General features: G+C 52.3%; 14 protein-coding genes. 11 read left to right on the plus strand and 3 right to left on the minus strand.

All coding sequences use genetic code 11. The annotated features are described in order from the left end of the window. The first annotated feature begins 6 nt into the window (after positions 1–6). The 11 genes from GQ52_RS08970 (at position 7) to GQ52_RS09020 (ending at position 11,266) form a co-directional block, all read left to right on the plus strand. Positions 7–774 (plus strand): PEP-CTERM sorting domain-containing protein, encoded by a 768-nt coding sequence (locus GQ52_RS08970; protein WP_019883055.1) that lies wholly within the window; start codon positions 7–9, stop codon positions 772–774. Positions 775–827: 53 nt separating this feature from the next. After that, positions 828–3,125, plus strand: coding sequence for a 5'-nucleotidase C-terminal domain-containing protein (locus GQ52_RS08975; RefSeq protein WP_047516935.1), 2,298 nt, complete (start codon positions 828–830; stop codon positions 3,123–3,125). Positions 3,126–3,147: 22 nt separating this feature from the next. Beyond that, complete coding sequence (locus tag GQ52_RS08980) at positions 3,148–3,672, plus strand: PEP-CTERM sorting domain-containing protein (protein ID WP_047516939.1); 525 nt, start codon at positions 3,148–3,150, stop codon at positions 3,670–3,672. 163 nt (positions 3,673–3,835) lie between these two features. After that, positions 3,836–5,512 carry a DUF2341 domain-containing protein gene (locus tag GQ52_RS08985; protein ID WP_047516942.1) on the plus strand — a complete coding sequence of 559 codons (1,677 nt, stop codon included), beginning with the start codon at positions 3,836–3,838 and terminating at the stop codon, positions 5,510–5,512. Between the two features lie 9 nt (positions 5,513–5,521). After that, positions 5,522–5,932 (plus strand): biopolymer transporter ExbD, encoded by a 411-nt coding sequence (locus tag GQ52_RS08990; protein ID WP_019883051.1) that lies wholly within the window; start codon positions 5,522–5,524, stop codon positions 5,930–5,932. 3 nt (positions 5,933–5,935) lie between these two features. After that, entirely contained in the window at positions 5,936–6,340 is a 405-nt protein-coding gene (locus tag GQ52_RS08995; protein ID WP_019883050.1) for a biopolymer transporter ExbD, read from the plus strand. Between the two features lie 2 nt (positions 6,341–6,342). Continuing rightward, positions 6,343–7,059 carry a TonB C-terminal domain-containing protein gene (locus GQ52_RS09000; protein WP_047516944.1) on the plus strand — a complete coding sequence of 239 codons (717 nt, stop codon included), beginning with the start codon at positions 6,343–6,345 and terminating at the stop codon, positions 7,057–7,059. A 49-nt stretch (positions 7,060–7,108) separates the two neighbouring features. Then, a complete protein-coding gene (locus GQ52_RS09005) occupies positions 7,109–8,737 on the plus strand; it encodes a putative porin (protein ID WP_047516947.1) in 1,629 nt (542 codons plus the stop codon). A 9-nt stretch (positions 8,738–8,746) separates the two neighbouring features. Beyond that, complete coding sequence (locus GQ52_RS09010) at positions 8,747–9,421, plus strand: hypothetical protein (protein WP_047516950.1); 675 nt, start codon at positions 8,747–8,749, stop codon at positions 9,419–9,421. Between the two features lie 46 nt (positions 9,422–9,467). Beyond that, positions 9,468–10,154 (plus strand): CAAX prenyl protease-related protein, encoded by a 687-nt coding sequence (locus GQ52_RS09015; RefSeq protein WP_047516953.1) that lies wholly within the window; start codon positions 9,468–9,470, stop codon positions 10,152–10,154. Positions 10,155–10,282: 128 nt separating this feature from the next. Beyond that, the gene (locus GQ52_RS09020; RefSeq protein WP_235273098.1) at positions 10,283–11,266 is read left to right on the plus strand and encodes an EpsD family peptidyl-prolyl cis-trans isomerase; all 984 of its coding nucleotides are present in this window, start codon (positions 10,283–10,285) and stop codon (positions 11,264–11,266) included. A 95-nt stretch (positions 11,267–11,361) separates the two neighbouring features. Here GQ52_RS09020 and GQ52_RS09025 read toward each other — a convergent pair whose 3' ends face one another. From GQ52_RS09025 to GQ52_RS09035, 3 genes are read right to left on the minus strand one after another with little or no spacing between them, the layout of a single operon-like run. Next, entirely contained in the window at positions 11,362–12,771 is a 1,410-nt protein-coding gene (locus GQ52_RS09025; RefSeq protein ID WP_235273100.1) for a GldG family protein, read from the minus strand. Beyond that, positions 12,764–13,510, minus strand: coding sequence for an ABC transporter permease (locus GQ52_RS09030; RefSeq protein ID WP_024929337.1), 747 nt, complete (start codon positions 13,508–13,510; stop codon positions 12,764–12,766). Before GQ52_RS09030 ends, GQ52_RS09025 begins: the two co-directional genes overlap by 8 nt. Positions 13,511–13,524: 14 nt before the next feature. After that, positions 13,525–14,157, minus strand: coding sequence for a response regulator transcription factor (locus tag GQ52_RS09035; RefSeq protein WP_019915176.1), 633 nt, complete (start codon positions 14,155–14,157; stop codon positions 13,525–13,527). Positions 14,158–14,171: the final 14 nt, after the last annotated feature.

Below are 14,171 nucleotides of genomic sequence, written 5' to 3' on the forward strand. Positions count from 1 at the left end.
AGTTTTATGAAAAAAATCAGTTTAATCGCAGCTTTGTTGCTGTCCAGCCAAGCCAATGCGGCCCTGAATGCCGGTGACATCATGTTCACCGCCTTCAACGCCGATGAAGACGGCCTGTCTTTTGTGACTTTTGTCGATATCGCCGCCAATACCACTATTTACTTCAGCGATAACGAGTGGACAGGCAGTGCTTTCAATACAGGCGAAAGCTACAACCAATGGGTATCCAGTGACGTTGTGAGCGCAGGGTCTGTGGTGCGTTTCTCCGCTTACGACAAAGCCACCCTGTCTGCCTCTACCGGCGTGTTGTCCCGTGTCACTGTCAGCGGCAGCAGCAACTGGGGGATTTCCAATTCTGGCGAAACTGTTTACGCCTACCTGGGTACTGGCGCCACCACGCCAACGACTTTCCTGAGCGCGATTACTAACGGCAAATTTACAACAGATGGTTCTTTGACCAACACAGGTCTGACTGCAGGGGTGAACGCCATTGAACTGACTGCCAAAGCCGGTGCTTCCAGCGAGCCTGACTATGCCGAGTACAACGGTGTGCGTGACGGCCTGAGCAATTTTGCTGATTACAAAGCGCAAGTGGCTAACGTTAACAACTGGAACGTAGACACCGTGAATAACAGTGCTTCTGCAACGTTGATCCCTAACACCACTGCTTTTACTGTCGCAGCGGTGACACCGGTGCCGGAAGCTGACAGCGTAGGCATGTTGCTGGCTGGCCTGGGCGTATTGGCCCTGGTACGTCGTCGTCAATCACGTTAATCAATAAGCGTAATGCGTGCCGTGATGCGTCACGGCACGACATGGAGAATGTAATGTTTAAACTGAAACAATTAACGGCTTGCGTGGCGTTGGCATTGACTGCCGGTGCCGCCTGGGCCGAGGGTGTGACTGTGTTACACGTGGGCGACCAGGAAAGCTGGTTGCTGTCTGCACAAGGCAATCTGCGCGATAACGCTGGTCAGGCCATTTCTTTTTACGGCGGCATCGACCGCCTGGCGTCTGTGATTAAAAATGCAGAAACCGCAGCGACCAGCCAGGGCCGCACTGTACTGAAGTTGAATGCTGGTGATGCATTCTTGCCAGGCCCGCGTTTCACCGCCAGCCTGAACAATCTGGCCAATAGCTACACCGATGGCGGCCAGGATTTTTACGATGCGATTGCCTTGCGCCAAATCGGTTTTGACGCCATGGTGTTTGGTAATCACGAGTTCGACCTGGGCCCGCAAGTGGCTGCACGTTTTGCCAAAGTATCCGGCAGCACTTACCTTTCCAGCAACCTGAACTTTAATGCCACCGCCGAATTCAGCGCCTTAAAAGCCAGCGGTAAGGTTGCCCCTTCCAAAGTGATCACGACCGCCGCCGGTCATAAAATCGGTCTGGTGGGTGCAACCACACCTTTGTTGCCGAATATCTCCTCCCCGGGTGCCGTGAATGTGATTGGTTATGACGCAGGCAATACTGAAGCGCAAAACTTGCAAGCATTGATCCCGCTGATTCAGGCAGAAGTGAACCGTCTGCGCAGCGAACAAGGCGTGACGACCGTTATCCTGATGAGCCATTTGCAAAATGCCGCGAATGAAATCGGTGTGGTGATCCCAGCCCTCACCGGCGTGGATCTGGTGTTGTCCGGTGGCGGCCATGAGTTGATGGTGGATCCTGATGATGCCCTGATCAATGGTGGCGTGGCAGCGACTTATACGTCACATCCAGTGAATGCCGTCGATGCACATGGCCGTACCGTGCCGGTACTCACCAGTCATTTCGGTAACCGTTATGTCGGTCAGGTGAATTTCACCATTGATGATGCCCATGGCACTTTTGTTGGCATTGAGTCGAGCAAAATGATGCGCGTAAGCGGCGCGACGGCCGATGCTGACCGCGTAGGTGGCGATGCGACGATCCAGGCGCAAGTAGTGACCCCCGTGCTGAACTATATTTCTGCATTGAACGCACAAATCATCGGCACCACTGCGGTGAAGTTGAACGGCCCGACACATACCACGTGTGCTGCACTGCCTTGTACCTTTGTGGCAGGCGTACGTAACGCTGAAACCGGCCTCGGTAACCTGGTGGCAGACGCCATGCGTTTTGCCGGCAAGACTGAGGTAGCGATCCAGAACGGTGGCGGTATCCGTACCAATATTGCAACAGTGGGCAATGTGTCTATCGGCGATACCTTCAATGTGCTGCCTTTTACCAACCTGGTGAAGCGCGCGCCAGCCGTCAATGCCACGCAACTGAAAGATTTGCTGGAGCATGGCTATGGCGATACCAGCCCGACTGGTCGTGCCAATGGCCGTTACCCACAAATCTCCGGCATGCAAGTGGTATATGACAGCCGTAACACAGCCAGAACCACCCAGGGCACGGGCAACCGTATTCAACGCGTACTGCTGGATGATGGCACTGTACTGATTGATGGTGGCGTGGTGGTCAATAACAGCCGCACATTCTCTTTCACCACGATTGACTTTACTGCTGCAGGCGGCGATGGCTTCCCATTCGCAGCCAATGCCGTGGTCTTTGAAGATAGCCCGTTCACCATTACCTACCAGGAAGCCCTGGCCAACTATATCCAGTCACCTAAAGCCGAAGGTGGCCTGGGTCGTCTGAGCAATGCCGATGGCGATGAAATCACCGGCAACTTGTACGGCCTGGAGAACCAGTATGACAAAGGCGGCCGCCTGATTGACCTGGCGATTGCAACGACCACGCCTGGCGTGACACGCAACGGCACTGCCAGCCGCGACGTACTGGTAGGTACTGCCGGAGATGACATCATCAATGGTGGCCTGGGTGTGGATACGCTGACCGGTGGTGCTGGCAATGATGTGTTTGTGTATAGCAGCATGCGCGACGCTGGTGACACCATTACTGACTTCACACCTTATGCTGACAAGTTACAGCTGACGGCCTTGCTGTCTTCACTGGGGATTTCTGCCAATAGCGCACTTAGCGGTGGCTACCTGGGCCTGGTCGATGTGACTGCTGGCGTACAGGTGACTGTTGATACCGACGGTGCCGCAGGCCCGGCAGCCGCCAAACCATTAGTTACCCTGAAAGGCTTGACCGCGAAACAAGTGTCACCCGCCAGAGATTTCATACTTTAATGTTTACTAAAGGAATTTTGCAATGAACTATTTAATGAAAAAAATCACGCTGGCAGCTGTGTTGGCAATGACTGTGAGTATGGTGATGCCAGCCCAGGCGGCCATTCAATCCCTGCAGTTTGCAGGTCAGGTGGAGTCCGGTTATTACAATGGCACCAGCTACCAGGGCCAGTTCAGCTTTGATGATGCCAGTTTGCTGGCATCAGGCACTGAGTTGCTCAACCTGAGCAGCCTGAACTTCAATTTCGGTGGCAGCCTGTTTAACCTGGGTACACCAGCATTGGCCGATGCCACTGCCGTATTCCAGGACGGCGTGTTTACTGGCCTGGAATGGTCTGTGGACTCAAACAGCCCGGCCATTGGCTTTAGCCTGGTAGCTGGTTATGCCGATACTTCAGATGCTTTCTTTGCTTATGACACCGCGTTGGGTTTGTCCGGTACCGGTAGTCTGGCCTATGCCGCCACTGTGCCAGAACCGACACAATCCGGCATGATTCTGGCTGGTTTGGGCCTGATTGGCTTGATCGCTGCCCGCCGTCAATCTTAAGGCTATCCACGTCTGCAATGCACGACAAAGCCCGGTTCGCCGGGCTTTTTTTATGCCCGAAAAAAAGGATGTCAGGCAGGCATAGTCCGACTAGTCCGATCTTAATGTGTCTGCAACATTCGCTCTATAGACTTGCCACTCGAATTAACTCGTCAGCGAAGCTATGAAGAAAAAACTTGGTTTATTGCTTGGATTATTAGGGCTCAGCCTGTCCACATCCGTGTTTGCCGCCTGGAATGCAGATTGGGCTGCACAACAAAAAATTACGATAGAGACCGCCAATATTAAAGAGGCTGTGAACCAGGCACCGGTACTGGTGCGCCTGCATTCTGGCAACTTTGATTTTACCGGTGCCAATGTAGATGGCGCAGACCTGCGTTTTATCGCTGCAGATGATAAAACGGAACTCAAATTCTCACTTGAAAAATACGATGCGGTGAATGAGTTGGCTGTGGCATGGGTCGTGTTGCCGCAAGTATCTGCCGCTAATAAAGACCTGGCGATTAGCTTATATACCGGTAACGAAAGTGCCAAGGCAGCCAGCGATGCACAAGCGCTCCATGACCCGGCCCTGCTGGCGCGGTTTGCTTTTTCAGACAATGCCTTGCTTAAAGATAGCGGCCCTAGCCAGCTGACTGCGAGTGGCAATGCAACGGTGCAAAAGGCCGGTCTGATTGCCGAAAGTGCCACGCTGAACAATAGCCCGCTGACCATCACTTTGCCAACGGCACCAGTGTTGGCCAATGGCAGCACTTGGTCCGTGTGGTTAAAACCGGCCAACCTGCCGCAAACCGCTGAAATCTTTAAAAGTGGTAACGTCACATTGAAGCTGGAAGGCAGCGCTTTGGCATTGCAGGCAGGGACTGCCAGCACGCAAGCGGGTGAATTAAAGCCTGGCCAGTGGCAGCATATTGCGCTGGTGTTCCAGGGTGGCCAGGCCATTATTTATGTCAAAGGCCAAGTCGCAGGCCAAGTGGCGGCCAGCGATGCACAGGCCGCAGCTAGCTTCACGCTGGGCCAGAATCTGAATGCCGAAGTGGACGAGTTGCAACTGGCTGTCACTGCCCGTAGCGCGGCCTGGTTGGCACTGGTAGCGCAATCACAAGGGGCAGATGCCAGTATCGTTAAAGTGACGGCAGCCGACGCTGAAGAAGAGGGCGAGGGTGGCGAAGCCAACTACATGGGCATCCTGATTGATAGCCTGACCGTCGATGCCAAGGTGGTGATTGGCATTCTGGCGGTGATGTTCGCTATCAGCGTCTGGGTCATGATCAGCAAAGCCCGCCTGGTGGTCCGCACCGATAAAGATAATGCCTTGTTCCTCAAACGCTTCCAGCAAGCCTCTGCTAAAGATCTGCTGGACTTGGACAAGACCGGCACTTATGCCAATTCCAATCTGTTTGGCTTGTATAAAGCCGGTTTGCGTGAAATTAAAAAACGCGAACATGACGGCAAAGTACAGTTAAGCGGCGCGTCGATTGATGCCATCAAGGCAGCGGTGGATGCCGACCAGGTACGTGAAACCCAACGCCTGAACAGCATGATGGTATTACTCACCATCGCGATTTCCGGAGGCCCTTTCCTCGGCCTGCTGGGTACCGTCGTCGGTGTGATGATCACCTTTGCTGCGATTGCGGCGGCGGGTGACGTCAACGTCAACGCGATTGCGCCAGGTATTGCAGCAGCGTTGCTGGCCACTGTGGCCGGTCTGGGTGTCGCGATTCCAGCCCTGTTTGGTTATAACTACCTGGCCAGCCGCGTCAAAAACATCACCATCGCCATGCAGATTTTTGTCGATGAGTTCATTACACGTACCGCTGAACTGTACGGTAAGGAATAAGGCCGAGAGATGTCAGAAGGCGTCAAGGAAGAGAACCAGCTCTACGATGAAATCAATATTACGCCCATGCTGGACCTGGCGTACGTATTGCTGGTGATTTTTATCATCATGACTACCGCATCCGTGCAAGGCGTCAAAGTCGACATGCCACACACCGTGAACTCGGCGGCATTGGCTAAGCCGCAAATGCGCGCGATCACGGTGACCAGTGACGGCAGTGTCTACCTGGATGCATTTCCGGTAGACATGGCGCAACTGGAGCAGCGCCTGGCTGAATATAAAAGCAGCAACCCTGAGTTGCCGGTGGTGCTTAAAGGCGATGCTGCGGCGCATTATGAAAAGGTGTCCGAAGTGCTGGAAATCTGTAAGCGGCTGGATATCACCGAAGTTGGCCTGGTGACGAAGAAAGTGGTGGAGTAAACCATGCAGGTACAAAACGACGCCCAACCTTACGACACCATCAATATTACGCCGATGCTGGATTTAGCTTACGTGTTACTGGTGATTTTTATCCTGATGACTACCGCTGGCGTGCAAGGCCTGACCATGAATCTGCCCAAGCCGTCTAACAAGCCTAGTACCGAAAAACACGATATCAAAATCGTGCAGGTGCAGCAGGGTGGCACGCTGACGATTAATGGTGTTGGTGTGAGCATGGCCGAGCTGGAAACGCAACTCAACCAGGCCAAGGCCATGGACCCAAAGTTCAACGTCATGATTAAAGGCCAGGCGCAAGCACCTTATGCCGGTGTGATTGGTGTAATTGATCTGGTCAATCGCCTGCAAATTGAAAATGTCGGCCTGGTCACCGGCAAGATCGGGACATAAGCATGGCATTGCATGAAATGGATGCCGTGGCAGAAGAAACACCAGTGCCTAACGTGCGCTTATGGACAACACGCATCGTGATTGCGTTGCTGGTGCTGGCTGTGTTGGCGGGTGCTGCTTATGGCATCAAAAAATTATTTTCAGGTGGCGCTACGCATAAAAAGCAAATCACTACAGTGAAGTTGCTGCCGGATACGCCGCCCCCTCCACCGCCACCACCGCCAAAAGAGCCGCCCAAGGAAACGCCGAAAGAGCAACCTAAGGAAGCGCCCAAAGAGCCAGAGCCTAAGCCTGTGGAAGCGCCTCCTGCGGAAAACCTGAAGATGGAGGGGGCGGCCGGAGATGGCCCTAGCCCTTTTCAGTCTGGTGCGGTGAACAATGAGTACAAAGGCGGTGATGTCACCACGGGTCCAAAAATTGGGGGCAAGAAAAATATGGCTGCATTTGCCTGGTTTACCAACAAGGTCGATGCGCAGATTAAAAAGGCACTTGATGCTGAAAATGGGTTGAACAAAATCAAGTACCAGGTTGATGTCAGGGTGTTCTTGAATGCGCAGGGAGATATTGATCATGCCGAACTGATTGATACCAGCGGTGACGCGGAAGTAGACGCCTTGATTCGCAAGGTGTTGAGCAGGATTCCGCCTTTGAAGGAATCTGCGCCTGAGGATATGCCAAGAAAAGTCGTCGTACGTATGGCTTCAAAAAATATGTCTTAAAAATGCGACAGGCAATGCGGTAAAAGCGCTTAGTAATTAGGGAAAGAGAATGAATATTAAAGCAAAAAACTGGATGATTCCTTTGGTGTTGGCCAGCCTATTTGGCACACAGTCAGCAGGAGTTATTGCTGGCGAACGTGAGTCACTTGAAGAGGTGCGGGCAACTACCATGAGTTTGATTGAGTTGCTAGTGCAAGAAGGGGTGCTTTCTAAGCAAAAAGCAGATACTTTATTGCAACAGGCTCAGCAAGCCAGACAAAAAGCAAAAGAAGAGGCCGAGGCCTTAGCGGCCCAGAACCCACAGCCACTGGATCAGGCAGTATCAGGTCAGCCCAAGGCCATTCGTGTGCAATATGTGCCTGAACATGTTAAAAACGAAATGCGCGCTGAAATTGAGCAGGATGTGATGAAAAAACTCAATTACAAGGCGGGTGAACGACTAGGTATTCCTGAGTGGATAGACCGCATCGAGTGGACAGGCGCCCTCCGTTTACGTTATCAGGAGGATATGTTTAGCGATAGCAATACGATTCCGGGTACCTTGAATAACGAAGTGCAGAATATGGTCGTCAATAATACGACCGAGGACCGTCAGCGTCAGCGTGTACGTGCGTTTTTTGGTGCGAATATACATATTAACGAGTGGCTGGATGGTGGTATTCGCTTTACCACGGGTATGTTGCAAACACCAGTCACCCCCAACCAGACCGAAGGGTTTTCCCAGGGCAAGTTTGTATTCGGGCTGGATCGCGCTTTTCTTGAAGCAAAACCATATGACTGGCTGACATTGAGTGGGGGGCGGTTTGCTAACCCATTCTTTACCGGTAACCAGGTATTTGGCACAGATTTGCTTTGGGATCCTGACCTGGCATTTGATGGTTTTGTGGCACGTGCGAACCCGGCTATTAACAGACATTGGAAATTGTTTTCCTCAGTGGGTGCATTCCCGATTGAAGAGGTCGAGAGCTCTAATACCAATAAGGCCGGTGACAAATGGTTATATGCAGCGCAGGGCGGGATTGAGTGGACCGCCAGCAATGATAGCAAAGTGAAATTGGGCGTCGCTTACTACGACTTTAAAAATGTAGAAGGTCAGCGCAATCCGGTCAATGATAGCCTTCAATATGCCGGTACCGTGCCGCTATGGCGGCAAAAAGGCAACCACACCTTCAGTATTAATGATGGCACAACCAATGGTGCTTTATGTGGTTCGACGAACGGTCTATGCGGATTGGCCTCCCAGTTCCAGTTGATTAACTTCACCGGTGAGGTTGATCTGGCGGTGTTTGATCCGGTGCATGTCATCTTGCATGGCGCTTATGTGCAAAACATCGGCTTTGACGAGAAAGAAATACAGCGCCGCACTGGTAACACATACAAAAAAGAAAATGAGGGTTATGAGCTTGCGCTGATGGTAGGGCACCCCATGATCAAGAAACTGCATGATTGGCAAGTGTTTGGCGGCTACCGTCGCCTGGAGGCCGATGCCATGCTGGATGGGTTCACCGATTCGAACTTCCGTCTGGGGGGCACCGATGCCAAAGGCTTTTATGTGGGCGCGCAATATGGCGTAGGCAAAAATGCCTGGCTGTCTTCACGATATGTCAGCGCAGACGAAATTTCTGGTTTGCCATTCTCTGTCGATACGTTCTTTGTCGACTTTAATGGCAGATTCTAAAGGAACAGCATGAAAACCATTTTGTCATTCTTGGTAAGTGCTTGTTTGATGGGTGGCTATGCCACCCACAGCATGGCTGCCGAAAAGCAGGATAAATCCGCCAAGCGCGCGGCCATATTGATGCAGAAAATGAAGCAGGATCTGGAAACCGAGAAATCGGCCATGCAGACCCAGTTTGAGCAGGAGAAAAAAGGCCTGTCACAAGCACTGGGTGAGGCACAGAGTTCGCAAAAAGCACATTCGGCCAAACTGCAGGGCCAGGTCAGGCGTAACCAGCAGCTAGAGTCCGATAAGCAGAAGTTAGGTCAGGAAAAAGATGCATTGTCGGCGCAGGTGCAGCAATTGCAGGCACAGTTGGCCGAGCAGGCGCAACGCCTGGAAACCACTGAGCAACAACTCAAGGTCGCGAAAGCCGATCTGGCTACTAATGATGGACAACGTAAAGGTCTGGTGACCAAAGTGAGTGCTACTCACCAGCAATTGGTAGCGTGTGAAGAAAAAAATGGCCGCTTGTATAGCTATGGCCATGACTTGGTCAATTTGTACGCGGATGCCGGGGCTTATCAGCGTTTCTTACGCGCAGAGCCATTTTTTCAGCTCAAACGGGTAGAACTGGAAAATATTGTGCAGGGTAAGCAGACGCAGCTACTGGAAAATAAAGTTGATACAATAGCAACGCCTTGACCACTTTTTAGGCGAGGCCTGTGCTTTTTGATGATCGGCTGGCGCAATGACTGCTTTACTTGATTCTTGGTTTACCCGGCATGAGCGTGCCCGTATTTACCCGTTTGCCGGGTTTATCTTATTACTGGCGGCCGAGCCGTGGCTGGCAATGGCGTTGTCTTGGTTAGGTATAGGCACAGAACCCACCTATTTGCTGCGCAGTGTATTGGCCTTGTGCCTGCTGTTATATTTCCGCCGCGATTACCTCGAACTGCGTGTGACACCCACGTTTAACCAAGCCTTAATCGCGCTGCTGGCTGGTTGGCTGGTCTTTTTGCTGTGGATTGCCCCTTATCCCGCCTGGCTGGGTGGGCATGGGGCGAGCCATACGGTTGCCATGCCGATGCAGAGCAGCGCCGATATTTTCTGGTTAATTTGTCGCTGGAGTGGTTCGGCATTGGTGGTGCCGGTGATTGAGGAGCTGTTCTGGCGGTCATATTTAATGCGCAGGCTGGATAGTGCCGATTTTATGTCGGTCTCTCCTGCGCGCGCGACGGCTTATGCAATTGCAGTAAGTAGCGTATTATTTGCAGTGGAACATCAGCTCTGGTTAGCCGGGCTGTTGGCAGGACTGGTATATGCCTGGTTATACCGTCGTTTCCAGGTGCTCTGGGTATCAATCCTTGCCCACGTGACCACCAATGCCGTACTCGGTGTTTGGGTGGTATACACTGGTCACTGGCAATATTGGTAACAAGAGTGTGTTAGCATGTGTTTTGAAAATTTTGACAATGACCGCTAAAGACAGGCCTGAGGGAGGCCGTAATTAGTTTGGCGAACTGTCGCAACAGAACACAAAAAATACCAAAATATTAAAGGGTGATGATGAAAAAAATCGCATTAATTGTGCCAGCACTGATGCTGGTGATGGCCGGGTGCAGTAAACATGATGACGCGGCCAAAGCCGGGTCACAAGTTGTGGCCAAAGTGAACGGCAGTGAAATTACCGTGCATCAATTGAATTTTGCCTTATCCAAATTGGGTAAGCTGGATCAGTCACAAGTCAAGGCTGCTTCTGAAAAAGTATTGCAACAAATGGTCGACCTGGAGTTGCTCAAGCAGAAGTCTGTGGACGAAAAACTGGACCGTGATCCGAATGTACTGCAAGTGCTGGAAGCGACCAAACAACAGGTGCTGGCACAAGCTTACATGCAAAAGGTAGCGGCTAAACAAGCAGCGCCGTCTGCGGATGACATCAAGAAGTTTTACGACACACATCCTGAATTGTTCAGCGAGCGTAACGTGTATGTGATCCAGGAGTTTGCCATCAAGGATGGCAATGAGCACGCCAGCGACATTGAGGCCGGGATTAGCGCCGCGAAAACGGCAGATGACTTGGCTAAATGGTTAAAAGACAATAACTATGTGTTTAGTGCCAATGCCAGCCGTAAAGCGGCTGAGCAACTGCCTTTGGAGCTGTTGAAAAAGCTGAATACCTTGAAAGCGGGCGATACGCTGGTGGTGAAAAGCCCTCAGGCCTTGGTGCTGCTGTTTTTGGCCAAAGTTGACCGTCAACCGGTGGACCTGGAAAAAGCCAAACCTGTGATCCAGCAATTTCTGGTGAACTCTAATCAGCAAACGGTGATCAAGAATGAAGTGTCTGCCTTGCGCAAAGACGCTAAAGTGGAGTTCTACGGCGACTTTTCCAAACTGACCCTGGATAGTGGTGCGGCGACTGCGCCGGCAGTGCCTGTGGCGCCTGCTGAGGCAAAACCGGAATCAGCCGTGGCCTCGCCAGTGTCTGAGACGACTGAGCAGCCAACACATCATAATCAAGCGATTGAAAAAGGATTATCTGGCCTGTAATTCAGCGAGCAATCTTGCGAAAACCCCGGCTTGCCGGGGTTTTTTATTGGGTGCGAGTTGTTCCCAAATCCGCGTAAAATGGCATGTCGATGGCTTTAATGTTGCTGTTTTCTACGCCAGCGCATCCAGCCTGCCCATAGCAACAGGGCTGGCAAACCAAATTGAAAGCTATTAAATAACAAGATCAGCCAGGTCTGAGTCGATGGCAGGGCAATCACGCTATCTCTTAACGGGGTGACCGGCAAACTGATGCTAGGCTGATTATTGACCACCCATTGCAGGCTTTGCATACTGAGCGCCAGATTGCCACCGCGCTGTAACTGACTGTTGCTAAAAAACTGCCGGCTGCCGATGACCAGAATACGTTGATGCTCGCCCGTGGCCTGTTCTTTTTCTAAGGCCAGTATCACCGTGGCAGGCCCCTGCATATCTGTGTCGGCATTAAACGCAGGCAGCGCTGTTGACTGCCCGGGGCGATAACTCGCGCTGACCCAGCCATGCTCTGCCGCCGCAACCAGTGGTAGCGTACGCCATGTATCATTTGGCTGGCGCATGCGCTGGATGGCATGTGCCTCCTCAAAAAAGGTGCGCAGGGCAAACTCCTGGGTCGGGCCTTGTGCGGCATAGCGCTGTGTACTCAAGGCATGCAGCGGAATATCGAACTGGCGATTGGCCGGGTCGATGACCATGCCCGGGCTGATATCGAGGCCTAATCCATCAGCCAGCGCTTGCAGGCCTTGTGTTTGTGCTGAGTCGACCAGCCAGACCAGATTACCACCCTGAGTAAGATGGGCTTTGATGGCGGCTGCCTGCGCGGGTGTATAAGCCTGTGTGGCGCCTGCCAGGACCAGGGTGGGTAATGGCTTGCTTTTACTCGCGACATAAGTCAGCGATCTGCTCGCCTCTACCTGTAAACCGGCTGCTTGCATGGCTTGTGCCAGCTGGCTGCCACCATTGGTAGAGGTGTTGTCCAGTGCGGTTTCACCCTGTCCGCTGGCAAATAATAGTGGGGCGCGTTCACCATGCTGTAGTTGTAGCAATACATTGGTAAACGCTTCTTCGGTGTATGGCAAATACATGCGCTTTTCTTGGCCGCGATAGCGGATGATCATTTCGCCTTCTTTTTTGATCTGCTGCTCGCGTGCCAGGTTCGGCGAGGTGGCTGGGTCAATAAATTGCACACGTAAGTCTGCATGCAGGTATTGATAACGCTGCAGCAGCGAGGTGATCGACTTTCGGAAATAGCGCCCTTTGTAAGGGCTATTACTGCAAAAAGCGGTGATTTCGATGGTGCCTGGTAAATGTTGTAGCACCTGGACACTGGCTGCAGATAAGGTGTTGCGGTGATTGTGCGTCGTATCCGCCATGATATGGAACTGCCAGGCGAGCGCGCCCAGTGCCAGCGTGAGCAGCAGCAAGGCAGGCACCGCCAGACGGTGTTGCCACCAGTGTGCTGCACTCGCCAGCCAGTGTTTGATTGAGGCGCGTTGCCGGAGGTTAGCCATAAAGTCGGTCAGCATGTAAACGGCGGATAGAAAGCAGCACAAAAAACAGTGCGAACAGCACGAAAAATAATATGTCGTAGCTGTTGAGTATGCCCAATGAGAATTGGCGGTAGTGCTGCATCAGGGATAGGTCATGAAACAGCGCCTGGCGATTGTCACTAAAGAACTTGTCCAGTAGTAAACAGACGGAGAGGGCTGTCATGCTGCAAAATGCTGCCAGGATCGGATTCGCCGTCAGGCAGGACACATATAGCCCCAATGCACTGCTGGCTACCACCAGCAACCACAGTCCCAAGGCATGTGTGAGTAAGTAGGGCAGGTCAATTTCTGCCCAGGGTAACAGCATGGCAATCATGAGCACCATACTGATAATCAATATGCTGAGATAGGTGACGATACCCAGCAGCTTGCCTAAAATAAGCTCACTCATGCTCAACGGCGCGCTCATCAGTAAGGCCATGGTCTGGTTTTTGCGTTCTTCGCTAATGAGTTTCATCGATACCAGTGGCACCACAAACAGCATTAATATTGCGGCGACACCGAACACACCTTCTGCCATAAACTGGGTGATGCCGATGCGCTGCACCTGCCATTGTGCACTGCGCATGATTTCAAAATACTGGTTAAAACTCAGGCTGTAATAGGTGCCGACAATGGCCTGGAAAATGGCCAGAATCAGCCAGCCCATGGGCGTGGCAAACAGGCTGCGGAGTTCTTTACGGGCAATAATCAGAATCATGGCGAATGACCTGATTACAGGCCTTTGATAATGCCGAAGCGCACGGCGATATGCACCACCTGGCCGGTGGTTTCCACGCCCAGTTTTTGCCGCACGCTGGTCTGGATATTGGCCACTGTTTTATAGCCGATATGCATGCCTTTGGCGATGGCTGCCAGCGCCTCGCCCTGGGCGATGCGACGAAAGACTTCAAATTCGCGTGGGGATAATTTCTGGATCGGATTTTCCTGACTTTCCAGGTGATACATGGACAAACTCTGCGCTAGCTCGTTATTGATATAACGTCCGCCTTTGAGGATCTTCTGTACCGCTTCCAGCACCACTTCTGGCGGTTCGGTTTTGGTCACGTAACCGCGTGCACCTGCTTGAATGGCGCGCGTGGCGTAGATGCAGTCATCATGCATGCTGAAAATCAGCACCCGCATTTGCGGTTTGCGATGCAAAATGCGCTTCAGGGTTTCCAGGCCACCGATGCCTGGCATATCCAGGTCCAGGATCAGCAGGTCAGGGTGATTTTTCTCTACCAGCAGGCATGCCTCTTCACCACTTAGCGCATCCGCAGAAACCTGGTGGTTTGCCTGTTCCAGCATGGTGCGCAAGCCTTGCCTGAGCATGGCATGGTCATCCGCGATCATTACTTTTGCCATGGGTCTGCGTGCGC

This window comes from Methylophilus sp. Q8, assembly GCF_000800115.1.
Taxonomy (GTDB): domain Bacteria; phylum Pseudomonadota; class Gammaproteobacteria; order Burkholderiales; family Methylophilaceae; genus Methylophilus.